Origin of the sequence: Microbacterium caowuchunii (assembly GCF_008727755.1) — a bacterium.
Classification (GTDB): Bacteria; Actinomycetota; Actinomycetes; order Actinomycetales; family Microbacteriaceae; genus Microbacterium; species Microbacterium caowuchunii.
The window spans coordinates 1,081,526-1,107,837 of sequence record NZ_CP044231.1 but is presented as its reverse complement, the minus strand read 5'-3'; the positions used below and the strand labels follow the sequence as shown (position 1 = coordinate 1,107,837).

The window sequence follows — 26,312 nt, the reverse complement described above, 5'->3', positions numbered from 1 at the left end:
AGATGACGCCCTGGCGAACTGCCGGGGCGTCTTGGCTTTGGCGCGCGGGTACCCCCACGCCCCGGATGAAGGAGACACCCATGTCCACTGACGCATCGGTGAGCTTCCTGACGCAGGAAGCATACGACCGGCTCGTGGCCGAACTGGAGCACCTGTCGACCACGGGTCGCGAGGAGATCGCCAAGCGCATCGAGGCCGCCCGCGAAGAGGGCGACCTCAAGGAGAACGGCGGCTACCACGCAGCCAAGGACGAGCAGGGCAAGCAGGAGGCGCGCATCCGCACCCTGCAGGCGATGCTGAAGACCGCGAAGGTCGGCGAGGCCCCCACGTCCACCGGCGTCGTCGAATCGGGCACCGTCGTGACCGCGATCGTCGCCGGGGGCGAAGAGGTCTTCCTGCTCGGCAACCGCGAGATCGCGGTGGGCAGCGACATCGACGTGTACAGCGAGGCGTCCCCGCTCGGGTCGGCCATCCTCGGCCTCAAGGAGGGCGAGAAGACCTCCTACACCGCTCCGAACGGCCGCGAGATCGCGGTCGAGGTCGTCAAGGTCGACACCTACACCGGACAGTGACCACCGAGCCGGGTCGCCCCGCCGTCAGTCTCGGACGACGGTCGGGGTGAACCCGGCGGCGGACAGCACCTGCATGACCTCCGCACGATGCTCCTCGCCGCGGGTCTCGACGCTCAGTTGCAGGATCACCTCGCTGATCTGCAGTCCCTGACCGTGACGGGTGTGCAGCACCTCGATGACGTTCGCCCCCACCTGCGCGAGCAGCTCGGACACCCGGGCGAGCTGTCCGGGACGGTCGGGCAGCGGGATCTTCAGGTTCATGAAGCGGCCGGACGCGGAGAGCCCGTGGGCGACGACGCGCTGCAGGAGCAGCGGGTCGATGTTACCCCCGGAGAGCACCGTGACCGTCGGCCCTGAGGCCTTCACCTGACCGGTGAGGATGGCTGCGACGCCGACCGCCCCGGCCGGTTCCACCACGAGCTTCGCCCGCTCGAGCAGCATCAGGATGGCTCGGGCGATGTCGTCGTCGGACACGGTCACGACCTCGTCGACGAGCTCGTTGATGATCTCGAACGGCAGGTCGCCCGGCCGCGCCACCGCGATGCCGTCGGCGATCGTGGGCGTCGTCGCGACCTCCATCGGGAAGCCGGCGGCGAGGGAACTCGGGTACGCGGCGGAGTTCGCGGCCTGCACCCCGATGATCCGCACCGTGCGCCCGACCGCGGCGGCGCGCGCCTTGATCGACGCGGCGACGCCCGCCATGAGACCCCCGCCCCCGATTCCCACGATCACGGTCTCGAGATCGGGTACGTCGTCGAACAGTTCCAGACCGAGCGTCCCCTGTCCGACGATGATGTCGCGGTGGTCGAAGGGGTGGATCAGTACCGCGCCGGTACGCTCGGCGTACTCCGCGGCGAGCCGAAGCGGGGTCTCGACCGTCGCGCCCTCCAGGATCACCTCGGCGCCGTAGCCGCGGGTCGCCAGGAGTTTCGGCACCGGCACCCCGAGCGGCATGAAGATCGTCGCCGGGATGCCGAGGCGCTGCGCGGCCAGGGCGACCCCCTGCGCGTGGTTGCCGGCGGATGCCGCGACCACGCCGCGCGCACGCTCCTCGGCCGTCAGACGGGAGAGCCGGTACGCGGCGCCGCGGATCTTGAACGACCCGGTGCGCTGCAGGTTCTCCATCTTCAGCATCACCGGAACGCCGAGCTTCTCGCTGAGCACGTGGGATTCGTCGATGGGCGTGCGGGTGATGAGGCCGGTCAGAGTATGCGCGGCATCCTCGAATTCGGCCAGCGTGGGCAGGTTCACGCCCGGTTCCTCCTCGGTCGGGGGACAGTACTCCAGATGAGATCGCCCGGCTCGGGTCTTCGCCCGGTCTCCCAGGCGCGTCGCGACAGGTAGACCGCCACGACGTTCACGAACGCGGCGAGCGGCACGGCGAACAGCGCCCCGGGGATACCGGCGATCACCGCTCCCCCGGCGACCACGAGGACGACGGCGAGCGGGTGCACCTTCACGGCGGAACCCATGAGCAGCGGCTGCAGGATGTGCCCCTCGATCTGCTGCACGGCCAGCACGACGATCAGCATCCAGAAGGCGATCCAGGGGCCGTTGTAGACGAGCGCGAGGAACACCGCGACCGCACCGGTGAGCACCGCGCCGACGAACGGGATGAACGCCCCCAGGAAGACCAGCACGCCGATCGGGATGGCCAGCGGCACGCCGAGCAGGAACGCCCCCAGGCCGATGCCGATCGCGTCGATCGTGGCGACGAGCAGCTGGGTGCGCGCGTAGTTGATGACGGTGACCCAGCCGGCACGGGCGGCGCCGTCGACCGCGGGGCGCGCCGCTGCGGGGAACAGCCGGGTCGTCCAGCGCCAGATGCCGCCGCCGTCCGCGAGGACGCACAGCAGGATGAAGAGGGTGAGGAGCGCGCCGGTGGCGACGTGGCCGACGGTCGAGCCGAGCGCGAGCGCGCCGGACAGGAGCAGCTCCGCCTGCTGTCGGGCCAGCTCGAACCCCTGACCGAGCAGGTCGTCGATCTGTTCGCCGGTGAGGTGCAGCGGCCCCTCGATGAGATAGTCGCGGAACTGTACGACCGCCTCCACCGTGCGGTCCTGGACCGACTGCCACTGACGCGTGATCTGCCAGATCGCGAGCCAGACCAGGCCCGTGATGATGGCGATCGTCCCCAGCACGGAGACGACGATCGCGAGCCAGCGCGGGACCCGGTGGCGCAGCATCCAGGTGAACGCCGGCCACACCAGCGCCGTGATGAGGATGGCGACCAGCAGCGGGATGACGAGGATCTTCAGCTGGATGACGATCCAGATGGCGACCCCTACCGCCGCGGCGATGACCAGGAAGCGCCAGGCGTACGCCGTGGCCGTGCGCAGCCCTCGGGGCAGGGTCCCGGCGATCTCCGTGGAGATGGTCCGATTCCGCAGGGCGTCGAGGAACGAACCGCGAGGCTTCTCGTCGGATTCGCTCATTCCGTCAGTCTAAGGCGCGCTGCGACCGGTGTCCGACGTCGCCGTTACGCTGGCGCGGTGCGAGAACGATTGAGCCGTGCCGAGGCGCGCAGGGTGGCGCTGCGGGCGCAGGGATTCGGTCCGGCGACCGCGGGGGCACCGTCCTCGCGGCGGATGGCGCACGAGATCCGCCGCATGGGCACGCTGCAGATCGACTCGGTCAACGTGTTCGCCAGATCGCACTACCTGCCGCTGTTCTCGCGGCTGGGCGACTACGACACGGCACGGCTGGACCGCCTGCTGTTCGCACCCCACGCCCCTTTCGTGGAGTTCTGGGCGCACCAGGCGTCGTTCATCCCGGTGGAGGACTGGCCACTGTTCGATTTCCGGATGCGGGCGAACCGGGACCGGCACGAACGCACCGGCTGGTTCGGGGTCGACCGCCCCACGGTCGAGTGGGTCCGTGCGGAACTGCGGGATCGCGGGCCCCTGCGCCCCGCCCAGATCGAGGACGACGCCGCGAAGGCGCAACGGGGGCCGTGGTGGGATTGGAGCGGGGTCAAGCGCGCGCTGGAGTACCTCTGGTTCACCGGGGACGTCGCGATCGCCGGGCGCCGCGGGTTCGAGCGGGTGTACGGGCTGAGCGAGCACGTCCTGCCGTCCCACGTGCTGGGTCGCGCGCTCCCGAAGGACGAGGCGGTGCGCCGCCTCGTGACCAAGGCGGCCCGCGCGTACGGGGTCGCCACTCTGGCGGACCTCGACGACTACTGGCGGTTGCGGGAGCAGCGGACGGTCGCCCGGGTCGTGCGCGAGCTCGAGGACGAGGGCGTGCTGGTGCCCGTCCGCGTCGAAGGCTGGGAGCGCGGCGGCCGGCCGATCCCCGCCTGGCTGCACCGCGACGCGGTCGTCCCGCGTGCGGTGGACGTCCAGGCGCTGCTGACGCCGTTCGACCCGGTGGTGTGGTTCCGCGACCGGGCGGAGCGGCTGTTCGACTTCGCGTACCGCATCGAGATCTACACCCCCGCCGCGCAACGACGGTTCGGGTACTACTCGCTGCCCGTCCTGCTGGGCGACGACGTGGTGGGCCGCGTCGATCTGAAGGCGGACCGTGCCGGATCGGTCTTGCGGGTGCAGTCCGCCTGGTGGGAGGAAGGCCGCCCGGTGGGCGCCCCCGCATCCGTCGCGGCCCTCCTCCGGCGCGCGGCAGAGTGGCAGGGACTGGCGGATGTCACGGTGTCGCGCTGGGGCGACGCGACGGATGGGATCGCCGCGGAACTGGGTGCGGCCCGGCACCGCTCCAGCGCCGAACCGGTGGCTACGACCGACGACGCGGTGCTCTAGCCGCCGTCAGAACTGGATGCGCGGCGGTTCGGCGATGGCGGCGCCGTCGACGACCTCGAAGAACTCCCGCTCGTGGAAGCCGAGCCGGCGGGCGAACAGGTTGTTGGGGAAGACCTTCACCTTGGTGTTCAGCTCGCGGACGCCGCCGTTGTAGAAACGCCGGGACGCCTGGATCTTGTCCTCGGTGTCGACGACCGACTGCTGCAGCTGCAGGAAGTTCTGGCTCGCCTGGAGCTGGGGGTAGGCCTCCGCGACCGCGAACAGGGACTTCAGCGCCTGCTGCATGTGGCCCTCGGCGATCCCCGCATCCGCCGGCCCCGATGCCGCGATCGTCTCGGCACGGGCCTGGGTCACGTTCTCGAACACGGCCTTCTCATGGCCGGCGTATCCCTTCACCGTCTCGATGAGGTTGGGCAGCAGATCCGCTCGGCGTTTGAGCTGGACCGTGATGTCGCTCCACGCCTCGTCCACGCGCACGTTGAGCTGGACCAGCGAGTTGTACGTCGCCCACAGGTAGATTCCGACGACCGCCACGAGGACGACAAGGATGAGGACCGGGATCAGCCATTCCCACATTGAAAGGTGCTCCGTTCGCGTTTTGCCTCATCTTAGTGCGACGGACATATCCGTCTCGGCTACTGCGCCGGACTCTCAGACACTCCTCATCCGAGGACCCGGTCCAGGTAGGTGTTGCGGAAGATCCGCTGCGGGTCCAGCCGATCGCGGACGGCGAGGAAGTCGTCGAAGCGCGGGTAGGCCTGCCGCAGCTGCGCGGAGTCCAGGGTGTGCATCTTGCCCCAGTGCGGTCGGCCGCCATGGGCGAGCATGATCTCCTCGACCGCCGCGAAGTAGGCGGTCGGATTCTCCCGCCAGTAGCGGTGGACGGCGATGTACCCGGTGGGCCGTTCGTGGGCCGTCGACATCCAGAGCGGGTCCGGTGCCGCGAACCTCACCTCGACCGGGAACGAGATCCGCCACCCCCTCTCGTCGATCAGCGCGCGGACCGCCTCGAACGCCGCGCCCACGCGGTCGGCCGGGACCGCGTATTCCATCTCGCGGAATCGCACCGTTCGGCGGTGGGTGAACACGCGGGGCGAGCGGTCGGTGAACTCCCGGTCGCCGACGGTGCGCGCACCGAGCCGGGAGATCGCGGGCACCGCTGCGGGGACCACCGTCCCCGCCATGCAGAGGGCGCGGTAGGCCGCGTTCGACAGCAGGGTGTCCTCCACCCAGCGCGACACCGGCGGCAGGGGCCGGCGGCGAGCGCTCTCCGGCAACCGCGTGTTCGTCATGGTGAGGGCGACGTCCGTGTGCGGGAACCAGTAGAACTCGAAGTGGTCGGCCTCCGCCGCGCGGTTCGGGAGCTCTTCGAGCACCTGCGCCAGGGGTTCGCGACGTTCCCGCGCGTGCAGGAGGAAGGCGGGGACGCACTGCAGCGTGACCTCCACCAGCACACCGAGCGCCCCCAGCCCGAGCGCGACGGCCGGGAGCAACTCGGCGTTCTCGCTCTCGTCGACGCGCAGCAGCTCGCCCTCCCCCGTCACGAGCGTGACGCCGACGACCTGCGTGGCGAGACCTCCGAAGCCGGCGCCGGTGCCGTGCGTCCCGGTGGAGATGGCCCCTGCGATCGACTGCCGGTCGATGTCCCCGAGGTTCGGCATCGCGAGGCCATAGGGTGCGAGCAGCCGTGGGATCCGGTGCAGCGGCGTGCCCGCGCGCAGACTCACCCGGGCGCGCTCCCGGTCCACCGCGACCAGGCCGCTGAGGTCCCGCAGATCCAGCAACGCCCCCGGCGCCACGGCGATGCCGGAGAAGCTGTGTCCCGCGCCGACGGGCTTGACCGCCATCCCCCGTGCCGCCGCGGACTGCACCGCACGCTGCACGGCGGCAGTGCTCGCGGGGAACTCCACCCGCTGCGGGCGCACTTTCGCGGTGCGCCCCCAGTTCTGCCACACTCCGCCGGGCCTGGTCATAGGAACGCCTTCCCCTCGCCGCGGTAGGTCGCTGTCTCGCCCACCCGTTCGCCGCCCTGGATGAGGTGGAACCGGTCCACCCGCTCCGAGAGCTCGCCGCTCTTGGCATGGCGGAACCACACCCGGTCCCCCGCGCCCATCGCACGCGCGCCCGATCCCTGCAGCGGTGTCTGCACTTCGCCGGCGCCCTCACGGGCGAGGGTGCGCAGTCCAGCGGGCCACACCGGGGCCGGCTGGCGGGACGCGACGGGCGGGCCGGACGCGATCCAGCCGCCGCCGAGGACCGTCACGATGTCATCGGTGGGCTTGCGCACCACATCCAGCGCGAAGGCCGCCGCCGGCGCCGGCTGGAACGAGCGGTAGCGGGAGAAGAGATGCCCGGCGAAGAGGCCGCTGCCGGCGGTCAGCTCGGTGACGGATTCGTCGGCCGCCGTCCGCTCGAGCGATCCCGTACCCCCGCCGTTGACGAACTCCAGCGCGGCGACCTCCCGGAGCGCGGCCACGATCGCGCCGCGGCGATCGGCGAGCTCCGCGGCGGATCGGCGCTGCATCCACCGGATCACGGAATCGCCGGGCCCCTCCGCATCCGGCTGGCCCGCGATCTGCGCCTCGTACATCATGAGGCCGACGAGCTCGAAGCCCGGGCGCGCAGCGACCATGCGAGCGAGCCGCACGACCTCGGTGACATCGTGCACGGGGGAACGGCGCACGCCCACGTGGCCGAGGCCCGCGGACCGCCACGAGGCGTCGGCGTCGATCGCGACCCGCAGCGTCGCCCGCTCGGCGGGTCGCGCGACCGCGTCGATGAGATCGAGCTGTGCCGGATCGTCGACCATCAGCGTGATGCGCGCGGCCGCCTGTTCGTCGCCGGCGAGCCGGGCGATGGCCGGACGGTCCGTGCTCGGATACCCCAGCACGATGTCGTCGTGCTGGTCGGCGAGCCAGAGCGCCTCGGGCAGGGTGAACGCGAGGATGCCGCGATAGCCCGGGATGGCGAGAAGGGCCGCCAGCGCCTCGCGCGAGCGCAGCGACTTGCTCGCCACGCGGATGGGGACCCCGCCGGCCCGCACCAGCATGTCCAGGGCGTTGAAGCGGAGGGCCTCCATGCCGAGGACCGCGACCGGCGCCGGGATGTCCCGCACGGCTCGGGTCATGGCTCCCCAGTACGAGCGCGGATCCGTCCACGGTTGTCCGGGCGGCACTGCCCGCAGGTCGATGGTCACGGCGTTCTCCCCCGGTACGCGCTCATGGGCTCAGCCTACGATGACCACCGGTCCGCCCCAGGACCGCCCGCTCCGCTCACGCGAGGCTCAGCGGGAGCGCTCGGATTCCTTGGCCTTGCTGTGGGAGCGGCCCCAGTTCGCCAACAGGAACAGCACGACACCCACCACGAGGAGGATGGCGGCGAACAACCACACGACCGGGCGCTGCTGGGTCATGAGGAGGATGCAGGAGGCGATCCCGAGGACCGGGATGAACGTCCAGACCCGGAAGTGCGGGTGATCCACCGAATCGCGGCGGAGCACGAGGACCGAGACGTTGGCACTCAGGAACACGAACAGCAGGAGGAGCACGACCGTCTCCGCGAGCGTGGCGAGGTCCCCGACCAGCGTCAGCAGCATCGCGACGACCGTGGTGGCCACGATCGCGACCCACGGTGTCTTCCTTCGCGGGAGCACCCGCGCCAGCACACCCGGCAGCAGCCCCTGCTCCGCCATCCCGTACGTCAGCCGGCTCGCCATGATCATCGTGAGCAGCGCCCCGTTGGCCACCGCGATCAGGGCGATGAGGCTGAACAGCCACGACGGGATGCCGACGCCACTGGCCTCGACGACGTCCAGCAGAGGCCCGCTGGATTCCTCGAGGTCCTCCGGAGCGACCGCGATCGCGCTCGCCAGCCCCACCAGCACGTACACCACGCCGGCTGTCGCGAGGGCGGCGAACAGCGCCCGCGGGTAGGTGCGGGACGGCTCCTTCACCTCTTCGATGATGTTGGCCGACGTCTCGAAGCCCACGAACGAGTAGTACGCGATGATGGCACCGGCGAGGACCGCACCGGCGACCGGCGCTCCCTCCGGCGGTTGCACGACCCGCGAGACGTCGCCGCCGCCGCCGGAGACGAGAACGGCGACGACCGCGATGACGATCACCAGACCGCTGAGTTCGATGACGGTCATGACCAGGTTGGCGCCCATGGATTCCCGGATGCCGCGGGCGTTGAGCAGCGCGATCACCGCCAGGAAGACCATCGCCACCGGGATGACCGGCAGGTCCACGAAGGTGCGGAAGTAGTCCCCCGCGAACGCGAGCGACAGTCCCGCGGCGCTGACCACGCCCGCCGCGAGCATGCTGAAGCCGACCAGGAACGACACCAGGCGGTTCTTGAACGCCCGCTCGGCGAACACCGCCGCCCCGCCGGCGCGCGGATACTTCGTCACCAGCTCGGCATACGATCCGGCCGTCAGCAGGGCGAGCAGCAGCGCCACCAGCAAAGGGGCCCACAGCAGGCCGCCCACGCGACCGGCCAGGACCCCCATGAGCGCGTAGACCCCCGCGCCGAGCACATCCCCCAGGATGAAAGCGAAGAGGAGCAGGCCGGTGATCCCGCGCCGAAGGCGTGTGGGCTCGTTCGTTCCAGTCGTCACGCGTTCACGTTAGGAGCCACGCCGGGTGCGAAGGGCGGGCTTGACAGCGCTACGCCGGGACGGGGAGGGAGAAGTAGAACGCCGCCCCGGAGGAGGGCACCCCCTCCGCCCGGATGGTCCCTCCGTGCAGCTCGACGATGCGCGCCACGGAGGCGAGGCCGAGTCCGGTGCCGGGGAAGTCCTCGGCCGAGTGCAGACGGGTCAGCGGCCGGAACAGCAGCTGCGCGTCCGACTGGTCGAAGCCGGCCCCGTTGTCGCGCACGACGAAGGTGGAGAGCGGGTGTCCGCTGTCCACGCGTCGCAGGGTGATGTGTGCGTCCGGGGTCTTCGCGGTGTACTTGACGGCGTTGCCGAGCAGGTTCTCCACGACGGTCTCGGTGAGGACGGGGTCCGCGACGACCTTGAGGCCGTCCTCGACATCGATCCGGAGTCTCCGTGCCCCCGCGCGTGCCACGAGCTCGTCGGCGCAGCGCCGGGCGACGGCGGTCAGATCCACCGGCCCCGGAACGATGGGGTTGTGCGTGATGCGGTAGATCGACAGCATCCGCTCGATCTGCGCCGACATCCGGTCGCCGGCGCGGAGGATGGTCTCCGCGTACCGTGCCGACTTCTCGGATTCCATGTTCTCGGCGATGAGGTCCGCGTAGCCGATCATGGCCCCGAGGGGGCTCCGGAGGTCGTGCACGAGCGAGTGGATGGCGGCCTCGAGCTCGTCCGCGCGCTGCGCGTGCCCGTCGCGCTCCGCCGCACGCCGGTCGAGGGCACCACGCAGTTCCAGGTTCTCCAGTGCCACGGCGGCCGTGTCGGCGAGGATCTCGAGCTGACGGACGGTGGCCGGCGCGGGTGTCCGTCCGTCGGACCAGTACGTGCCGATCGCTGCGATGGGGTCGTCGAGGCGCACCGGGACCATGCACATGCTCTTGACGAACGTCACCCGGTAGGCGTCGTGCGGCACGCGCGGATCGGCGAACACGTCGGGGATGACGACCGTCTCGCTGCGCGACATCGCCCACCCGCTCACGCAGGTGTCGAGGGGGAACCGCAGCCCCTTCCAGAGCGGGCCGATGGCCTTCTCGTCGGCGTAGAAGCAGGCCCCGTCCTCGCGCAGCACGAAGGTCGCGCCATCGGCGTCCGCGAGGTCGCGGGCAGCCTCCGCGACGACCGCGGTGACGTGGTCGAGCGTGCGGGCAGAAGACAGCGCCTCGACTGTACGGGTCAGGATCGAGCCGGCGTCCAGAGCAACGGGGATCATTCGGGTCGTCCATCCATGCAGAGGCGTCGACTGCACAGTATTACAACCGCGGCCCGCCGCGCATCTCCGGGCCGTCGCCTCGCGTCGCGCGGGTGGAGCCCCGCGGCACGTCGCGCCGCGGGGCTCCTCGGATCGCACTCAGCGTCGTCGGGCGGTGACGATGACGTATTCCCAGCGCATGACACCCTCGTCGAGGTGGCGGTCACCGAGGGCGGCGAGATCGGCGTCCAGGGCCGCGACCTTCGCGGGGTCGTCCGCGATGAACCGGTACACCGCGATCGTCGGGCCGTACGCGGCCTTGAAGAAGTCGCGGAACTGCGCGCCGCTGGCGAAACGGTCCACGCGCAGCGTCTGCTGCTGGGCGACCACGTCGTCGACCCGGTCGCCGAACAGCTCGCGCACGTGCGCCACATCCCCCCACAGCGGAGCGGGCGATGCGCCGGGCGGGGGCGGCGGGGCGTACGGCTTCATGGCCGCGAAGAGCTCACCGATGAATCCACTCGGCGTCCAGCTCAGCACGCCGATGGTGCCGCCCTGGCGGCACACTCGGACGACTTCGTCGGCCGCGGCGGAGTGGTGCGGGGCGAACATCACGCCGATGCTCGACATCACGACGTCGAACTCCGCGTCCGGGAACGGGAGGGCCTCCGCATCCGCCGTCTTCCAGGTGAGCGTCAACCCCTCGGTCTCGGCGTCCGCGCGCCCGACGGCGAGGAGCTCCGGCGTGAGGTCGGTGGCGAGGACCTCGGCCCCGCGGCGGGCGGCCGGCAGAGCGGACGTGCCGGTCCCGGCGGCGACGTCCAGGACGCGTTGCCCGGGGTGGACATCGAGTACCTCCACGAGGATCCCGCCGAGGGAGTGGACGACGTCGCGGACCACGGCGGGGTAGTCGCCGCTCGCCCACATGGCGGCGTGCTTCGCCTTCAGGGCGCGGTCCTCGTCGGTGGCGGTGAGGCTCGGATCGGTGCGAGTGAAAGATGACATCTGGTTCCTCCGATGGTGGGTGGTGATGTCCCCACGGTAGGAATCGGCGGCGCTCCCCCGCATCGGCGCCGACGCGCAATCCGGGTGCGCGATCCGGCGGTCGCTGGCGGCTGGCGCGTAGTCGTCAGGAGTGCGACAGGAGACGGGCGACCGCCGCCGTCCGGGCACTGCGCCCGCTCAGCCCCAGCTTCGCGTAGGCGTTCTGCAGATGCCGTTCGACCGTCCGGACGCTGAGGAACAGTTCCGCCGCGATCGCCTCGTTGTCGCGCCCTGCCGCGGCCAGGCGCAGGATGTCCAGCTCCCGCGGCGTGATCAGGGCGGCGACGTCGGGGTCGGCCGTGCCGGCAGCATCCGAGGGCCGGCGGTCGGGTTCGAGGAAGTCGGTGACCTCGCTGAGGAACACCTGCCAGGCCGGTTCATCGGCCAGGACGATGTGGTTGTTGCTCTCGAGGGCGACGAGGCGGGCGCCGCGGATGCCGGCGGCCAGATGCCGTGCGTGATGGAACTCGTTCATCTGGTCGCCGCGACTGTGGATCACCAGGGTCGGCAGGTCGAGCAGAGGCAGCCGCCAGGTCGAGTCCGCGACCTGGCGCTGGGCGCGCGAGATGACCGCGGTCTCGGTGTCGCACGCCCGCTGCTGCAGGTCATCGAGCCACCGCATCTGCTCCTCCGTGCCGCCGGGGATCATCATGCTGCTGAAGACGCGACGGAATTCGGATGTCGGGCGCGCCCAGCCGACCCGGATGAGCGCCTCGAACGCGGCGAGCAACTCGAGCTCCTCCGGCGTCGCGGCGGCCTCCGCCCCGGAGTAGCTGCCGTAGAACACGAGACGCGTCAGCCGCTCCGGATGCCGTGCGGCGTACTCGATGGCGACCGGCCCGCCCTGCGCCATCGCGAGGAGGGCGAACCGGCCGAAGCCCGCATCCTCGACCACCGCTTCGAGGTCGGCGACCCTGGCCTCCAGGCTGTGGTCGGTGACGTGGCGGTCGGAGAGGCCGTGGCCGCGCTCGTCGTACCGGATGACGGTGGCGACCTTGCCGAGGTCCGTCAGGTAGTGGCGCCAGACCGGGCTCTCCCAGTCGAACTGCAGGTGGCTCAGCCAGCACGCGTCGAGCAGGAGCGGTGGCCCGGACCCGTGCACGGCGTACGCGATCCCCACTCCGTCAGCCGATCGGGCGAAGCGGATCTCCTGGACGACATCGCCGCCGAGCGTGTCCACGACGCCATGATAGGGCGCCGCGGCGACGAGCACACCCGGGTCGGGCGAGCGCGGCATGCGGGGAGCCCGCCGGCGGCGCTACGCGGCCCAGATCGAGGCGACCAGGTCGGCGAGCAGGGTCTCACCATCGGTGTTCGTGGCCGACTGGTAGATCCACACGCCGTCCCGCACGTAGATCGTCTCGACCGTGTCTGCCGTTCCCGAGGCGCCCTGCATCGTGGACTGGCAGAGGAGGGCCCCGAGGTTCCCGTCACCGCACGAATACCCGCGCCCGGGGAGCGTCGACTCCGCGTAGGACCGCGCCGATGCGGCGTCGACCTCGCTGATCAGCAGCAGGTACCCGGCAACCTCGTCCAGGATCCAGTCGCACCCGAGCACCGGTTCCGCCCCGTCCGGCGCGGGCCGCTGGAAGCCCTCGCCGTCGCCCTGCAGCGTCATCTCATCGACAGTGGCGGCGCGGGTGGCCGCCGCGCCCACCGCACCGCAATCCGTGGGCAGCGAGGCCTCGGCGGACGGCGGCGCGGTCTCCACGACGGTCGTCTGCATCGGTTCCGGCGTCGGAGTCGCGACCACCGGCTCCGAGCTGCTGCATCCGACGAGCGCGGCCACCATCGCAAGGCCGGCGAGCATGGACATGATTCGTGAGCCTCGCATGTGCATCCCCCCGGGCAACGCGTCGTGTGGGAGCAGCCTAGTGGGCGTCCCCCCGCCGGCTGACGTCCATCGTCACCTGCGCCCCGGATTCTCCGCGGCAGAACCCGTGCCCCCACTGGGACTCGAACCCAGACTGAAGCGATTTTAAGTCGCCTGCCTCTGCCATTGGGCTACGGGGGCCCGCACCCACTTTATGCGGCTCCGACACGACGACGCCGCGGCATCCCGGAGGATGCCGCGGCGTCGTGACGGATCGCTGGTTACTTGGCCGCCGTGGCCGGCGCCTTCGCCTTCGGAGCGGGCGCCTTCGCCGCCGGAGCGGAAGCAGCCTCGGGCTGGACGGGCCGCGGGCGCGCCGCGAACTCCTCGAAGACGTAGCGCGGGTTCTGCACGGCCAGCAGCGAGACGTTGTCGCGTCCCAGCCAGAGGTTGTGCCACCAGTCGCCGATCACGCGCCACTTGCGCTCCCACGAGGGCATCGCCAGGCCGTGGTAGCCGCGGTGCGCGCACCACGCGATGAAGCCCTTCAGCGCGAAGTTCCCGGACTGGAACACGCCGTTGTAGAGGCCGAGGCCGGCGACCGCACCGAGGTTCTTGTGCACGTACTCCTTGGGCAGTTCGCCGCGCAGGACGGCGACGAGGTTCTTCGCGAGCAGCTTCGCCTGGCGCACCGCGTGCTGGGCGTTGGGCACGCAGTACCCGCCCACGCCGCCGCCGGACAGGTCCGGGACGGCCGCGACGTCACCGGCGGCCCAGGCGCCCTCGACGAACTCCTCGGCCGTGCCGACGCGCAGGTCGGCGCGGGCACGGATGCGGCCGCGCTCCTCGACCGGGAGATCGCCACCGCGCACGACGGTGGGGTTCGCCATGACGCCGGCGGTCCACACGATCAGGTCGGTCGGGATGGTCTCGCCCGTGGAGAGCTCCACGTTGCCGTCGACAGCGCCCTGCACCTGCGTGTCGAGGTGCACGAAGGCGCCGCGCTTGGCGAGGGTCTTGAGCACCCACTCGCTGGTCTTCAGGGAGACCTCGGGCATGATCCGGCCCATCGCCTCGATGAGGTGGAAGTGCGTCTCCTCGAACGAGATCGACGGGTACTGCTCGACCAGCGACGAGGCCAGGGCGCGGAGTTCCGCGAACACCTCGATGCCGGCGAATCCGCCGCCGACGACGACGACGGTGAGCAGCCGCTCCTTCTCCGGTCCGGGCGGGAGGTTCGCGGCCTGGTCGAAGTTGGCGAGGATGCGGTCGCGGATGGCGACGGCCTCCTCGATCGTCTTCAGCCCGATGGCGTTGTCGGCGATCCCGGGGATCGGGAAGGTGCGGGAGACCGCTCCGGCCGTCACGACGATCTGGTCGTACTCCATCTCCCACGGGTCTCCGAGGGAGGGCGTGATCGTGGCGACCTTGCGGGAGTGGTCGATCCCGGTCACCTTGGCGGTGACGACGTTGGTGCGCTTGAGGTGACGGCGGTGACCGACGACGACGTGACGCGCCTCGATCTCACCCGCCGCGACCTCCGGCAGGAACGGCTGATAGGTCATGTAGGGAAGCGGGTCCACCATGGTGACCTCGGCCTCGCCTTTTCGCAGGTGCTTCTCGAGCTTCCATGCGGTGTAGAAGCCGGCGTAGCCTCCGCCGACAATGAGGATCTTGGGCACGGTGCTGGTCACGAGGGAACGAACTCCTAGACGATTCAACGGCTGGACGCGCGATCTGCGCGACCCAATCGGATGCGACGGACAGCAGCACTGACGCCGAGCGATACAAGTATAGCCGCCACCGTCCCCGCCAGGAGAGGCAGTGAGCCGTAGAGCAGTGTATCGACCGTGGGGAGCAACGGGGAGACGGCGGTGCGCGCGGCATCCGCGGGCGGCAGCGCGGGCACTTCGACGACGCCCTGGCTGGGCTGCGGCACCGGATCCTCCGCCGCCGCGCGCCGGTGCACGCGGATCCACTCCGCCAGGTCGCCCATCGGGTTCTCGGTCACCGCGGGGACGGATGCCGTCACGGCGGCGGCCGCATCCACCAGCCCGTAGCCGTACAGGGGATCCGGCGCGGCCCCCATCCCGGCCGCGGGCTTCGTCGTCGAGATGATCCGGTTGATGACGTTCGCCGCGTCGAGTTCGGGATGCGCCGACCGCACGAGCGCGGCGATCCCGGCCACCAGCGGTGCGGCGCCGCTCGTGCCGTTCCACACCACGACCTGCCCGTCCGCGGACACCCCGAGGAGCCGCTCGCTGGGGGCGGCGACGCCGATCGTGATGCCCTGCGTGGACGCTTCGAGGCTCGCCGCGCCGCTCGGATCGACTCCGGCGACCGACAGGACTCCCGGCACGGTGGCGGGCGCTCCGACGCGGGCGGTACCGCTCCCCCGGTTGCCCGCGGCGACGATCACCACGACGTCGTTCTCGAAGGCGTAGAGGAAGGCGTCGTCCCAGCTCTTGTCCCAGTCGAGCGTGTTGGTCGTGAACGAGAGGTTGATGATGTCCGCACCGTTGTCGACCGACCAGCGGATGCCCTCCGCGATCTGCTGCGCGAAGGGGACCTGCGACGTCGCCCCGAACCCGACCGAGACGGAGAGCAACTCGGCCTCCGGAGCGACGCCGATCATCCCGGTCTCGTCCGGCAGGCCGCGCGACGCGGCGAGCGACGCCACCCAGCTGCCGTGATTGGCGTCGACGGCACCGACCGGGGTGCGGCCGTCCGGGCTGCCGGCGCCGGAGACGTCCGTGCCGCCCACCACGGCGCCGTCGAACTGGGGCGCGCGGCCGATGCCGGTGTCGATCACGGCGATGCGCGTCCCCTTGCCGCGGGTCGTCGCCCACGCCTCCCGCACGCCGGAGGATTCGAGCCAGTATTCCTGAGCGCGAACGGGGTCCACCCCGGGCGCGGCCTGACCCGGTGTCGGGGAGACACCCGGTGTCGGGGCGACGTCGGGTGCCGCGGCCGCAGCCGGCGTCACCGTCGTCAGCATGGCGAGGGCGAGGAGCACAGATCCCGCCCGCGCCGCGAGGCGCCTCACCCGATCCGGCCTTCCGGACGTGCCGCACCGGGCTCGGCGCAGACGCACCGCGCCGGCGACCAGGAGCTGCGCTCCAGCGCGGCATCCCCGATGGGATTGACGCCGGGTCCGGCAGCGAGGGCGTGCCCGGCCAGCGCGTGCAGGCACTTCACGCGGGTGGGCATGCCACCCGCGGAGATGCCGTCGATCTCGGGTACGTCGCCGTAGGCCGCCCGCGCCTCGAGGAACGCCTCGTGCGCGCGCTGGTAGGCCGCACGCACCTCCTCGTCCTCGTCGAGCAGGGCCGCGAGCTCCGGCATCACGTGCTCGGCTTCCAGGGTGGACATCGCCGCGGTGGCAGCCGGATGCGTCAGGTAGAAGAACGTGGGGAACGGGGTGCCGTCGTCCAGTCGCGGCGCGGTCGCGACGACCGTGGGGTTGCCGCACGCGCAGCGCGCAGCGATCCCTATCACCCCTCGAGCGGGACGGCCCAGCTGCGCCTGCAGCACAGCGAGCTCGGCATCGGTCACGGGCGGGTACGACGGGGAACTCACCCGGTCAGAGTACCGTCCGCCGCCGAGAGATCGCCGATGCTGAGGGACGTCGCGGCTCAGGGCGCTGCCGGGACGGCGGGATCGATCGGCGCCGTCACGGTCTGGGCGGCGCCGGCTTCGGTCAGCGAGCGCACGAACTGCGCCATCCAGTCGGTGCGCGTCTGCTCGACCTGGTCGCTGACCTGGCCCTGATCCCGGGGCTGGTCGGCTGCCGACAGGTCGTTGTCGACGAGGTACACCACCTCGCCGGGGCGCACGTAGTAGAGCCGCTCGCGCGCCTGGGTGGTGATGTACGCCGGGTCGTCCCAGCGCTCGCTCTGCGCCTGCAGCTCGTCGATCTCGTCCTGGGTGACCTGCACCGCATGCTCGAGGGCGCGGATGCGGCTCTGCTGGTCGAGGTAGGTGCCCACGGTGGGGACGAGGACGAGCACCCCCAGCACGACGAGCCCGAGCATGATGACCATGAACCCGGACATCCGGATGCCGCCGAGCCACTCGCGCACGTCGACCCGGCGCGTGCCCGCATCCGGCCGCCGGGAACGGGAAGAGGGAGCCGTTCGTCTGGACACGGCTCCCCCTTTCACGCGTTGTCGTTCTGTGCTCAGCCCTTGAAGCGCGGGAAGGCGGAACGCCCGGCGAACACCGCGGCGTCACCGAGCTCCTCTTCGATGCGCAGAAGCTGATTGTATTTCGCGACGCGCTCGCTGCGGGCAGGCGCACCGGTCTTGATCTGGCCGCAGTTGGTGGCGACGGCGAGATCGGCGATCGTGGTGTCCTCGGTCTCACCGGAGCGGTGCGAGAGCATGGCCGTGTACCCGGAGCGCTGTGCGAGGCTGACCGCGTCGAACGTCTCGGTCAGCGTGCCGATCTGGTTGACCTTCACCAGGAGCGAGTTCGCGACGCCGCGGGTGATGCCGTCCTGGAGGCGCGCCGGGTTCGTGACGAACAGGTCGTCGCCGACGAGCTGGACACGCGAGCCGAGGGCTTCGGTGAGGTGCTTCCAGTTGTCCCAGTCGTCCTCGGCGAGCGCGTCCTCGATCGTCACGATCGGGTAGTCGTTGACCAGGCCCACGTAGTACTCGGTCAGCTCGGCCGCGTTCCAGTCCTTGTTGTCGAGGCGGTAGACGCCGTCGTTGAAGAACTCGGTGGCGGCGACGTCGAGACCCAGGGCGATGTCGGTGCCGGGCGTGAAGCCGGCCTTCTCGATCGCGCGGATGAGGAAGTCCAGACCCTCGCGGTTGCTGGGCAGGTCGGGGGCGAAGCCGCCCTCGTCGCCGAGACCGGTGGCGTAGCCCGCGGCCTTCAGCTCGCTCTTGAGCACGTGGTAGGTCTCGACGCCCCAGCGGAGGGACTCCGCGTAGGTCTCCGCGCCGATGGGGGCGAGGAAGAACTCCTGCATGTCGATGCCGTTGTCGGCGTGCTCGCCGCCGTTGATCACGTTGAACAGCGGCACGGGCATGACGTGCGCGTTGGGTCCGCCGAGGTAGCGGAACAGGGGCAGGTCGGCACTGTCGGCGGCGGCCTTGGCGACCGCGAGGCTCACGCCGAGGATGGCGTTCGCGCCGACGCGCTCCTTGTTGGGCGTGCCGTCGGTCTCGTTCAGGATCTCGTCGACGATGCGCTGCTCGCTCGCCTCGACACCCTCGATGGCCGGGCCGAGCTCGTCGAGCACGGCGTTGACGGCCTTCAGGACGCCCTTGCCGCCGTAACGGCTCTTGTCTCCGTCGCGCAGTTCGTACGCCTCGAAGGCGCCGGTGGACGCGCCGGAGGGAACGGCTGCCCGCTGGACGACACCGTCGTCGAGGAGCACCTCCACTTCGACGGTCGGGTTACCGCGCGAGTCGAGAATCTCGCGCGCGCCTACAGCCTCGATCAGTGCCACGGGGGACTCCTTGAGTTGGGGTGGGCCCCTACCGCCGGAGGTCCGGCGCCGCGCGGCGGCGTCAGGAAGAGCGCTAGGGATGGTTCGGGGAGCGTCGTCGATCCGTCTCCGAGTCTAGTGACGCAGCCCGTCCGGCACAGCCGCTGTGTCGGTTTCCCTCCCCATCCGCCTACCCCGCCCCGCCTTCCCCGTCGACTCGCCGGCCCCACCCGGTCGACTCGCCAGCAAGTGCGCATGGCGGCGGGTCCGCATCCGCCGATCCTGGCGAGTCGACGGAGTGGGGGGTCAGGCGGGAGCGTCGGCGTCGGTCAGCAGGGCGACGGCGATGCCGTCCCACCCCTTCGCGTCCAGCGTCTGCAGGGCGGTCGCGTCGAACCGCGGGTCGGAGCCCAGCATCTCGAGGCCGCGGCGCACCCCCTCCACCTGCGCGTCGTGGACCGCGGGGTCGGCCACCCGGCCCGAACGCACGACGTTGTCGACGACCACGACGGTGCCCGGCCGGCCCAGACGTGCCGCGGCATCCAGGTAGATCGTGTTCGACTCCTTGTCGGCGTCGATGAAGACGAGGTCGAAGGGGCCGGTCAGCGTCGGCAGGACGTCCGCTCCCCGCCCGACGACGATCTCGACGCGATGCTCGACCCCGGCGCGGGCGAGATTGCGGCGGGCGACGTCGGCGTTCGCGGGCTCTGCCTCGATCGTGGTGACCCGGCCCCCCTCGGGGAGTGCACGCGCGAGCCAGATCGTGGAGTATCCGCCGAGGGTGCCGATCTCCAGCACGCGGCGTGCGCCGGCGATACGGGCGAGCAGGTGCAGGAACTTCGCGTTGACCGGGGCGACCTCGATCGAGGGCAGCCCCGCGGCATCCTGGTCGCGCAGCGCCTGCTCAAGCACGTGGTCGGGGCCGACGAGGAGGTCGGCCAGGTAAGTGTCGACGGCCCGCCATCCGTCGGGCGTGGGCGCCGGCATCGTGTCGTTCACCCGGCCCAGCCAACCGCCGGCCTTCGTGCCGGTCAACCCCTCCCCCTCCCGCGAGGCCTCCCGCAAGACGGCATGGCCGGCACGAGACCGGGCCCTTTTCGGTCCGTCTCGTGGTTCGCCTGCCCTCTCGCGGGGTGAAGGGACCAGAATCGCGGCATGGACGCACACGTGGACCGACCGATCCGGATCGTCGTCGCGCCGGATTCATTCAAAGGCAGCGCGACCGCGGCCCGGATCGCCGAGGCCATCGCGACCGGGATCGCCTCCGGCCTGGCCGGCATCCGTCCGGAACCGGTCGTCCGGACCCTGCCGCTGGCCGACGGCGGTGAGGGCTCGCTAGACGCGATCCTCGGAACGGGGACTGCGACGGAACACCGGATCGAGACGACGGATGCGGCGGGGCGCCCCGTGACCGCCCGCTACGCGATCTCCGTCGACGGCCGGACCGGCATCGTCGAGGCCGCGGAGGCGAACGGACTCCCCCTCGTGTCGGACCTCCCCCTGCAACCCCTGACCGCGAGCACCTTCGGTGTCGGCACGGTCCTGCGAGCCGTCCTCGACGCCGGAGTCGAGGAGGTCGTCCTCTTCCTCGGCGGCTCCGCGAGCACGGACGGCGGAGCCGGGATGCTGCAGGCCCTCGGTGCGGCACTGACCGACGCCGACGGCCGCGGACTCCCTCCCGGCGGCGCAGCCCTCCGGCACCTGAACGCGCTGGACACCGCCGGAGTGCACCCACGTGCCCGGTCCGTGCGCTGGCGCATCGCCTGCGACGTCACCCATCCGCTCGTCGGACCGCGGGGCACCGCGGTCGTCTTCGCCCCGCAGAAGGGCGCGAACGCGCACGAGGTGCGGGCGTTGGAGGAGGGGCTCGAGCGGATGGCGGCCGTCCTCGCCGACAGGTCCGGCATCGACATCCGCGGTCTGCCCGGAGCGGGAGCCGCCGGTGGCACGGCTGCTCCGCTCGTGGCTCTGTTCGGCGCGCAACTGGAACCGGGTTGGCGGGTGGTCGCCGCATCCGTCGGCGCCGAGGCGGTACTCGCCGACGCCGATCTCGTGATCACCGGAGAGGGCCGCTTCGACGCCGAGTCCCTCGCCGGCAAAGTCGTCTCCGGCGTCCGGGAGATGACTCCGGATGCGGTGCCGGTCGTCGTCCTCGCCGGGTCGGTCGCCCTGCCCCCCGCGCAGGCGCGGGCAGCCGGGATCGCCGCGGCGTTGCCGCTGGCCTCCGGCCCCGCCACGCTGGACGAGCTGCGCGCGAGCGTGCTCGCGGATGCCGAACGCACCGCGGCATCCGTCGCCCGGCTGTACGCGGCGGGACGCGGGCTTCCGCTCACGGAGTACTGACGCAGCGCGCGGCGTCGTTGTGGGCTCTCCACAAACGATTCCCACCCCGGCTTCGCCTCCCCGGCACACTGGTGCGCATGCGAATCACCCCACGCCGCCTCGCCCGGGGCATGAGTCTCTGGGCGCCCAACCTGTTCTCCGGCATCCGGGTGAAGCGGTTCGCCGAGGACTGGACCAGCGCCACGGTGGAACTGCACGTGAACCTGCTGACCCGCAACTACGTGAAGACCGCGTTCGGCGGGTCGATGTCGGCGATGACCGACCCGTACTTCTTCATGCTCGTGATGCATCAGCTCGGGCGCGACTACGTCGTGTGGGACACCCGCGGGGAGATCGAGTTCGTCAAGCCCGGCCGCGGCATCCTGACGGCGCAGTTCGTGGTCCCCCGGGAGAAAACGGAGGAGCTCCGTGAGCGTGCGCGCGGGGGCGCGAAGGTGCTCGAGTGGTTCGAGACAGCCATCACGGATGCGGACGGCGACGTAGTCGCGCGCGTGCGTCGCGAGGTGTACGTCCGCGAGAAGAAGCGGGTGACCGCCGCGACGCGGTGAGGCCGCCACCCGTCCCCCGGCGCTTCCGCCCGGCGCTTCCGCCCGCGAGACTGCATCGTGGCCACGAGACGGACGTCACCAGCCGCTGTCTCGTGCGGCCTATGCAGTCTCGCGGGAAGAGGACACCGGAGGCGCGGGGTCAGCCGAGGGGCTTGAGCTCCAGGTCCTCGGGCGCGGTTCCGGCGGAGACCGTCGCGAAGGCGGTGTAGCCGTCGGCGGTGGCCCGCTCCAGCAGCGCCTTCAGGTTCTTCGTGCGCTGCTCCAGCCGCACCCGGCGGCCGTCGCGCACGAGCGCCGACTTCAGCGCGACCAGCTCGGCGACCGGCACGTCCCTGTCGTGGACGAGGACGACCGCGGACGTCCCCGCATCCGTCGCCTGCTGCACGAGGTCGACGATCCGCTCGAAGCCGATCGAGAAGCCGACGGCGGGCACCTCCTGGCCGAGGAAACGCCCGATCATGCCGTCGTAGCGTCCGCCACCGCCGAGCGAGTACGACACGGAGGGGTGGGCGAGTTCGAAGATCGTGCCGGTGTAGTAGCCCATCCCGCGCACCAGGAACGGGTCGAACACGAGCGGCACGTCCGCGCCGGGACGGGCCGCCTGCACGGCCTCGCCGATGCCGACCAGGTGCGCGACGATCTCGTCGCCGACGCCGGCCGGCAGGCCGGCTCGGATCTGGTCCTCGCCGAAGACCGGGACGTCCGCTGCAGCGCGGTCGAGGAACGTCGCGAAGGCGTCGACGGCGGATGCGGTGACGCCGCGCTCGCGCAGCTCGGCCACGACGCCGGCCGGCCCGATCTTGTCCAGCTTGTCGATCGTGATCAGCACCCCGGGGCGCTCCTCGGCGGCGAAGCCGAACACGTCGAGCATGGCGTCGAGCGCGCGCCGGTCGTTGATCCGCACGCTCGCACCCTCGAGCCCGAGCGCGTCCAGCGTGTCGAGGGTCGCCGTGATGAGCTCCGCCTCGGCCCGCGCGGACGCGTCGCCGATGATGTCGATGTCGCACTGCACGAACTGGCGGTAGCGGCCCTTCTGCGGCCGCTCGGCCCGCCAGACCGGTGCGATCTGGATCGCGCGGAACACTCCGGGCAGCTCACCGCGATGAGAGGCGTAGAACCGGGCGAGGGGCACCGTCAGGTCGAAGCGCAGCCCGAGGTCGCTGAGCGCCGCGGGATCGTCCGCAGCGGCACGGATCGCCTCGGCATCCAGTCCCCGCTTCATGACGTTGAACGCGAGCTTCTCGTTGTCGCCGCCCATGCCGGCGTGCAGCCGGTCGTAGTCCTCCACGACCGGGGTCTCGATCTCGTCGAACCCGTGCGCGCGGTACCGCTCGCGGATGACGGCGAGCACCTGCTCTCGGCGGGCCTTCTCAGCGGGGAGGAAATCGCGCATTCCGCGCGGCGGGTTCACAGCTGCCACGGAACCATCATCCCAGGTCGGCGGACCCGCCCTCGGCGGTACGGATGTCGGACTCCAGTTCCCGGATGCGGGTGCGCATCGCCCGCTCGGCATCCCAGCCCTCGGCACGGGCGTGCGCGACCAGCGCCAGGAGGGCATCGCCGAGGTCCGCCTCGGTCGCGAGCTCCAGGGGCCGGACCGGATCCGCCGGCGCCCCGACCGCCTCGGCGCGTGCGAGCAGCTTCTGCGCGAGCGCCAGCGCCGGCATGGATCGCGGGACGCCCTCGAGCACGCTGCGCCGTTCCCGCTTCTCCGCGGCCTTCGCCGCGTTCCAGTGCACCAGCACCTCCTCGGGCGTCGTGGCCACCGCGTCGGCGAACACGTGCGGATGCCGGCGGACCATCTTCTCCGCGAGCGCGGCGGCCACGTCGTCGATGTCGAACGGGTCCTCCGCGTCCTCGGAGGCGATCTCGGCGTGGAACAGCACCTGCCAGAGCAGGTCGCCCAGCTCTTCCCGCAGCTCGGCGCGCGTGCCGGTCTCGACGGCCTCGATGACCTCGTGGCTCTCCTCGACGAGATAGGGAAGCAGGGCGCGGTGGTCGATCGCCTGCGTCCAGACGCAGCGCTCGCGCACCGCGTGCATGACCTCGGCGGCACGGCGCAGCCCGTCCCCCGTCTCTTCGGGGGCGGACTCGGCCGGGGAGGGATCGGTCATGGGCGGGTCTCCTCGACGGCGGATCGACGGTGGGGATGTCCCGGCAACGATACGAGATCGGCGGGCTCTGCGAGGGGTGTCCGCGACCGGGTCGGGCACCCCGGAGGACCCGGATGTGACGGGAAGCGCGTGAATCGGCGACTACCGTTGAAGGCATGCATGAGCCCACCCCCACCGAAGCTCTCGACCTCGTCGGACGTCACGAGGCGGGCCAGGAGATTCCCGAGCAGATGCGCGGCGATGTCCGCCTGCTGGGTTCTCTGCTCGGTCGGGTTCTGCGCGAGAGCGGGTCGCCGGGACTGTACGAGGACGTCGAGCGCCTCCGCACGGCGACGATCCAGGCGTACACCGACGAGAGCGACGAAGCGTTCGCCCGGGCGGCTGCCATCGCCGATTCGTTCTCGGTCGAGCGGGCCGACGAGGTCGCCCGCGCGTTCACCGTCTACTTCCACCTCGTGAACCTCGCCGAGGAGCACCAGCGGGTGCGGGTGCTGCGCGAGCGCGACGGCCGTCCCGAGCGCGAGGACGCGGCCGACTCGGTCGCGGCGGCGTTCGTCCGGCTCGCCGAGGAGGTCGGCGACGACACCGCGCTGAACCGCCTGCGCGCCCTCCGGTTCCACCCCGTCTTCACCGCTCATCCCACCGAGGCCCGCCGCCGCGCGATCTCGACGGGCATCCGCCGGCTCTCCGGGCTGCTCGAGGAGCACGACACCTCGGTGCAGGGCGGCGCGGAGCAGCGGCGCTCGCAGCGCCGGATGCTGGAGGAGATCGACACCCTCTGGCGGACCGCGCCCCTGCGGCCGGAGAAGCCCTCGCCCACCGACGAGGTGCGCTCGGTGATGGCCGCGTTCGACGACACGCTCTTCACCGCCGTCCCGCACGTGTACCGCCGCGTCGACGACGCACTCCAGGGGCCCGCCGCAGGCAGCCGCGCCCCCATCGTCCAGCCGTTCGTGCGCGTCGGGACCTGGGTAGGTGGGGACCGTGACGGCAACCCCTATGTGACCGCCAAGGTCACCCGGACGGCCGCGGGGATCGCGAGCGAGCACGTGCTCCTCGGCCTCGAGCGGGCCGCGAACCGGATCGGCCGGACGCTGACCCTGGATGCCGGGACGACGCCCCCGAGCGACGCCCTCCTGGCCCTGTGGACCAAGCTCCGCAGCGCCGACGAGGACGCCGCCGACGAGATCGCGCAGCGCTCCCCCAACGAGCCGCACCGGCGCATCATGCTGCTGCTCGCCCGTCGCATCGCCGCCACCCGCACCCGCAATGCCGACCTCGCGTACCGGGACCCCGAGCATCTGCTCGAGGACCTGCGCACCGTGCAGGCATCGCTGGCCGATGGAGGCGCGCCGCGTCAGGCGTACGGCCACCTGCAGCAGCTCATCTGGCAGGTGCAGACCTACGGCTTCCACCTGGCCGAGCTCGAGGTGCGTCAGCACTCCGCCGTGCACGCGAAGGTGCTCGCCGAACTCGACGCCGGTGGTGCGCGCAGCGAGCTCACGGAGGAGGTGCTCGAGGTCTTCCGCGCGATCGCCTACATCCAGGAGCGCTTCGGCCCCCGGGCCGCCGGCCGGTACATCGTCTCCTTCACCCGTTCCGCGCAGGACCTCGCGAACGTGCACCGGCTGGCGCGCTATGCGGTCGGGCCGGATGCGCAGCCCCCGGTCCTCGACGTCATCCCGCTGTTCGAGACCTTCAACGACCTCCAGGCCGCGCCCGGGATCCTCGCCGAGATCGTCGACGACCCCGACTTCGCCGCCCGCCTGGCGCAGACCGAACGGCGCCTCGAGGTGATGCTCGGCTACTCCGACTCCTCCAAGGACGTCGGCCCGGTCGCGGCGAATCTCGCCCTCTACGAGGCCCAGGCCGCGATCGCCGAGTGGGCGCAGCAGAACCGGATAGAGCTGACGCTGTTCCACGGCCGGGGCGGTGCGCTCGGGCGCGGTGGCGGCCCGGCCAACAGCGCGATCCTCGCGCAGCCGCCGCACTCGGTGGACGGCAGGTTCAAGCTCACCGAGCAGGGCGAGGTCATCTTCGCCCGCTATGGCGACCCGGCGATCGCGATGCGCCACATCGACCAGGTCGCCGCGGCGATCCTGATGGCCTCCGCCCCGTCCAACGAGGAGCGGAACCGCCGTGCGGCGGCCCGTTACGCGGACATCGCCCGGGTGATGGAGGAGTCGTCGCGGGAGCGGTTCTTCTCCCTCGTGAAGGCACCGGGCTTCGCGCCGTGGTTCGCCACCGTCACCCCCATGGAGGAGGTCGGCCTGCTGGCCCTCGGCTCCCGGCCCGCCCGCCGCGGCCTGTCGGTCGAGTCCCTCGAGGATCTGCGCGCCATCCCGTGGGTCTTCGCGTGGACGCAGGCGCGCATCAACCTGGCCGGCTGGTTCGGTCTGGGTACCGCGCTGTCGGCGGTGGGCGATGAGCAGATGCTGCGCGAGGCCTACGAGCAGTGGCCGCTCTTCCGGGCGATGATCGACAACGTCGGGATGAGCCTGGCCAAGGCCGACGACCGGATCGCCCGCAGGTACCTCGCCCTCGGCGACCGTGCCGACCTCGCCGAACTCGTCATGGACGAGATGACGCTCACGCGCGACTGGGTCATCCGGATCGCCGGTGGGGATGGACTCCTCGCGAACAAGCCCGTCCTGCAGCGCGCCGTGAAGCTGCGCAGCCCGTACGTGGACGCCCTGTCCCTGCTGCAGCTGCGTGCCCTGCGCGCCCTCCGGGACGCCCCGGAGGACGCCGCACCGGATGCCGGTCAGCAGCGACTGCTGCTGCTCTCCGTCTCGGGCGTCGCGGCCGGACTCCAGAACACGGGGTGATCGCCG

The 26,312-nt window shown here is 71.4% G+C and carries 23 protein-coding genes and 1 tRNA gene; 5 read left to right on the top strand and 19 right to left on the bottom strand.

Translation table 11 applies throughout. The annotated features are described in order from the left end of the window. Positions 1-80: 80 nt before the first annotated feature. On the top strand, positions 81-572 hold the full coding sequence (gene greA / locus F6J84_RS05205; protein ID WP_150894871.1) for a transcription elongation factor GreA: 492 nt from the start codon (positions 81-83) through the stop codon (positions 570-572). Positions 573-596: 24 nt separating this feature from the next. Here greA and ilvA read toward each other — a convergent pair whose 3' ends face one another. Together ilvA and F6J84_RS05195 are read right to left on the bottom strand one after the other, a co-directional pair. Continuing rightward, the gene (gene ilvA, locus F6J84_RS05200; RefSeq protein WP_150894873.1) at positions 597-1,823 is read right to left on the bottom strand and encodes a threonine ammonia-lyase; all 1,227 of its coding nucleotides are present in this window, start codon (positions 1,821-1,823) and stop codon (positions 597-599) included. Beyond that, positions 1,820-3,007, bottom strand: a complete 1,188-nt coding sequence (locus tag F6J84_RS05195) for an AI-2E family transporter (protein ID WP_150971938.1) — start codon at positions 3,005-3,007, stop codon at positions 1,820-1,822. Before F6J84_RS05195 ends, ilvA begins: the two co-directional genes overlap by 4 nt. Positions 3,008-3,064: 57 nt before the next feature. Here F6J84_RS05195 and F6J84_RS05190 point away from each other — a divergent pair, with 57 nt between their 5' ends. Next, positions 3,065-4,327 carry a winged helix-turn-helix domain-containing protein gene (locus tag F6J84_RS05190; protein WP_191905759.1) on the top strand — a complete coding sequence of 421 codons (1,263 nt, stop codon included), beginning with the start codon at positions 3,065-3,067 and terminating at the stop codon, positions 4,325-4,327. A 6-nt stretch (positions 4,328-4,333) separates the two neighbouring features. On the opposite strand, the gene F6J84_RS05185 is transcribed toward F6J84_RS05190, so the two are convergent. The 15 genes from F6J84_RS05185 to F6J84_RS05115 form a co-directional block, all read right to left on the bottom strand. Continuing rightward, entirely contained in the window at positions 4,334-4,903 is a 570-nt protein-coding gene (locus F6J84_RS05185) for a LemA family protein (protein WP_150894877.1), read from the bottom strand. Between the two features lie 86 nt (positions 4,904-4,989). Next, entirely contained in the window at positions 4,990-6,300 is a 1,311-nt protein-coding gene (locus tag F6J84_RS05180; protein ID WP_150971936.1) for a D-arabinono-1,4-lactone oxidase, read from the bottom strand. Then, positions 6,297-7,523 (bottom strand): alanine racemase, encoded by a 1,227-nt coding sequence (locus F6J84_RS05175; protein ID WP_238702603.1) that lies wholly within the window; start codon positions 7,521-7,523, stop codon positions 6,297-6,299. The genes F6J84_RS05180 and F6J84_RS05175 overlap by 4 nt, the downstream gene beginning before the upstream one ends. A gap of 87 nt (positions 7,524-7,610) precedes the next feature. After that, a complete protein-coding gene (locus F6J84_RS05170; protein WP_150971934.1) occupies positions 7,611-8,945 on the bottom strand; it encodes an APC family permease in 1,335 nt (444 codons plus the stop codon). A gap of 49 nt (positions 8,946-8,994) precedes the next feature. After that, entirely contained in the window at positions 8,995-10,197 is a 1,203-nt protein-coding gene (locus F6J84_RS05165) for a sensor histidine kinase (RefSeq protein WP_150971932.1), read from the bottom strand. A gap of 138 nt (positions 10,198-10,335) precedes the next feature. Beyond that, on the bottom strand, positions 10,336-11,181 hold the full coding sequence (locus F6J84_RS05160) for a class I SAM-dependent methyltransferase (RefSeq protein WP_150971930.1): 846 nt from the start codon (positions 11,179-11,181) through the stop codon (positions 10,336-10,338). Between the two features lie 124 nt (positions 11,182-11,305). Further along, positions 11,306-12,457 carry an alpha/beta fold hydrolase gene (locus F6J84_RS05155; protein ID WP_150971928.1) on the bottom strand — a complete coding sequence of 384 codons (1,152 nt, stop codon included), beginning with the start codon at positions 12,455-12,457 and terminating at the stop codon, positions 11,306-11,308. Positions 12,458-12,478: 21 nt separating this feature from the next. Further along, complete coding sequence (locus tag F6J84_RS05150; RefSeq protein ID WP_150971926.1) at positions 12,479-13,036, bottom strand: hypothetical protein; 558 nt, start codon at positions 13,034-13,036, stop codon at positions 12,479-12,481. Between the two features lie 125 nt (positions 13,037-13,161). After that, positions 13,162-13,234, bottom strand: a tRNA-Leu gene (locus F6J84_RS05145). An 80-nt stretch (positions 13,235-13,314) separates the two neighbouring features. Next, the gene (locus F6J84_RS05140; RefSeq protein WP_420846175.1) at positions 13,315-14,727 is read right to left on the bottom strand and encodes an NAD(P)/FAD-dependent oxidoreductase; all 1,413 of its coding nucleotides are present in this window, start codon (positions 14,725-14,727) and stop codon (positions 13,315-13,317) included. A 23-nt stretch (positions 14,728-14,750) separates the two neighbouring features. Continuing rightward, a complete protein-coding gene (locus F6J84_RS05135) occupies positions 14,751-16,079 on the bottom strand; it encodes a S8 family serine peptidase (RefSeq protein WP_238702602.1) in 1,329 nt (442 codons plus the stop codon). Beyond that, the gene (locus F6J84_RS05130; RefSeq protein ID WP_191905758.1) at positions 16,076-16,612 is read right to left on the bottom strand and encodes a DUF501 domain-containing protein; all 537 of its coding nucleotides are present in this window, start codon (positions 16,610-16,612) and stop codon (positions 16,076-16,078) included. Before F6J84_RS05130 ends, F6J84_RS05135 begins: the two co-directional genes overlap by 4 nt. 56 nt (positions 16,613-16,668) lie before the next feature. Continuing rightward, a complete protein-coding gene (locus tag F6J84_RS05125; protein WP_238702601.1) occupies positions 16,669-17,181 on the bottom strand; it encodes an FtsB family cell division protein in 513 nt (170 codons plus the stop codon). 32 nt (positions 17,182-17,213) lie between these two features. Beyond that, on the bottom strand, positions 17,214-18,494 hold the full coding sequence (gene eno / locus F6J84_RS05120; protein ID WP_150894894.1) for a phosphopyruvate hydratase: 1,281 nt from the start codon (positions 18,492-18,494) through the stop codon (positions 17,214-17,216). A 285-nt stretch (positions 18,495-18,779) separates the two neighbouring features. Then, on the bottom strand, positions 18,780-19,460 hold the full coding sequence (locus tag F6J84_RS05115; RefSeq protein ID WP_150974690.1) for an O-methyltransferase: 681 nt from the start codon (positions 19,458-19,460) through the stop codon (positions 18,780-18,782). Between the two features lie 168 nt (positions 19,461-19,628). Between F6J84_RS05115 and F6J84_RS05110 the strand changes: the two genes are divergently transcribed. Continuing rightward, positions 19,629-20,816: a glycerate kinase gene (locus tag F6J84_RS05110; RefSeq protein ID WP_150971924.1), complete on the top strand. Its 1,188-nt coding sequence runs from the start codon at positions 19,629-19,631 to the stop codon at positions 20,814-20,816. 77 nt (positions 20,817-20,893) lie between these two features. Next, positions 20,894-21,364, top strand: a complete 471-nt coding sequence (locus F6J84_RS05105) for a DUF4442 domain-containing protein (protein WP_150971922.1) — start codon at positions 20,894-20,896, stop codon at positions 21,362-21,364. A gap of 139 nt (positions 21,365-21,503) precedes the next feature. Here F6J84_RS05105 and hisS read toward each other — a convergent pair whose 3' ends face one another. Next, a complete protein-coding gene (gene hisS, locus F6J84_RS05100) occupies positions 21,504-22,757 on the bottom strand; it encodes a histidine--tRNA ligase (RefSeq protein WP_238702659.1) in 1,254 nt (417 codons plus the stop codon). Between the two features lie 34 nt (positions 22,758-22,791). Continuing rightward, entirely contained in the window at positions 22,792-23,478 is a 687-nt protein-coding gene (locus F6J84_RS05095) for a nucleoside triphosphate pyrophosphohydrolase (RefSeq protein ID WP_150971918.1), read from the bottom strand. 155 nt (positions 23,479-23,633) lie between these two features. On the opposite strand from F6J84_RS05095, the gene F6J84_RS05090 reads away from it, so the two are divergent. Then, the gene (locus F6J84_RS05090) at positions 23,634-26,306 is read left to right on the top strand and encodes a phosphoenolpyruvate carboxylase (protein ID WP_150971916.1); all 2,673 of its coding nucleotides are present in this window, start codon (positions 23,634-23,636) and stop codon (positions 26,304-26,306) included. Positions 26,307-26,312 lie beyond the last annotated feature (6 nt).

Coding starts and splice junctions, on each gene's coding strand:
- F6J84_RS05105 (WP_150971922.1), top strand. CDS start 20,894: ATGCGAATCACCCCACGCCGCCTCGCCCGGGGCATGAGTCTCTGGGCG.
- F6J84_RS05150 (WP_150971926.1), bottom strand. CDS start 13,036: ATGTCCATGCTCGCCGGCCTTGCGATGGTGGCCGCGCTCGTCGGATGC.
- F6J84_RS05090 (WP_150971916.1), top strand. CDS start 23,634: ATGCATGAGCCCACCCCCACCGAAGCTCTCGACCTCGTCGGACGTCAC.
- greA (WP_150894871.1), top strand. CDS start 81: ATGTCCACTGACGCATCGGTGAGCTTCCTGACGCAGGAAGCATACGAC.
- F6J84_RS05160 (WP_150971930.1), bottom strand. CDS start 11,181: ATGTCATCTTTCACTCGCACCGATCCGAGCCTCACCGCCACCGACGAG.
- F6J84_RS05095 (WP_150971918.1), bottom strand. CDS start 23,478: ATGACCGATCCCTCCCCGGCCGAGTCCGCCCCCGAAGAGACGGGGGAC.
- F6J84_RS05180 (WP_150971936.1), bottom strand. CDS start 6,300: ATGACCAGGCCCGGCGGAGTGTGGCAGAACTGGGGGCGCACCGCGAAA.
- F6J84_RS05195 (WP_150971938.1), bottom strand. CDS start 3,007: ATGAGCGAATCCGACGAGAAGCCTCGCGGTTCGTTCCTCGACGCCCTG.
- F6J84_RS05155 (WP_150971928.1), bottom strand. CDS start 12,457: ATGCCGCGCTCGCCCGACCCGGGTGTGCTCGTCGCCGCGGCGCCCTAT.
- F6J84_RS05165 (WP_150971932.1), bottom strand. CDS start 10,197: ATGATCCCCGTTGCTCTGGACGCCGGCTCGATCCTGACCCGTACAGTC.
- F6J84_RS05115 (WP_150974690.1), bottom strand. CDS start 19,460: ATGCCGGCGCCCACGCCCGACGGATGGCGGGCCGTCGACACTTACCTG.
- hisS (WP_238702659.1), bottom strand. CDS start 22,757: ATGCGCGATTTCCTCCCCGCTGAGAAGGCCCGCCGAGAGCAGGTGCTC.
- F6J84_RS05185 (WP_150894877.1), bottom strand. CDS start 4,903: ATGTGGGAATGGCTGATCCCGGTCCTCATCCTTGTCGTCCTCGTGGCG.
- F6J84_RS05110 (WP_150971924.1), top strand. CDS start 19,629: ATGGACGCACACGTGGACCGACCGATCCGGATCGTCGTCGCGCCGGAT.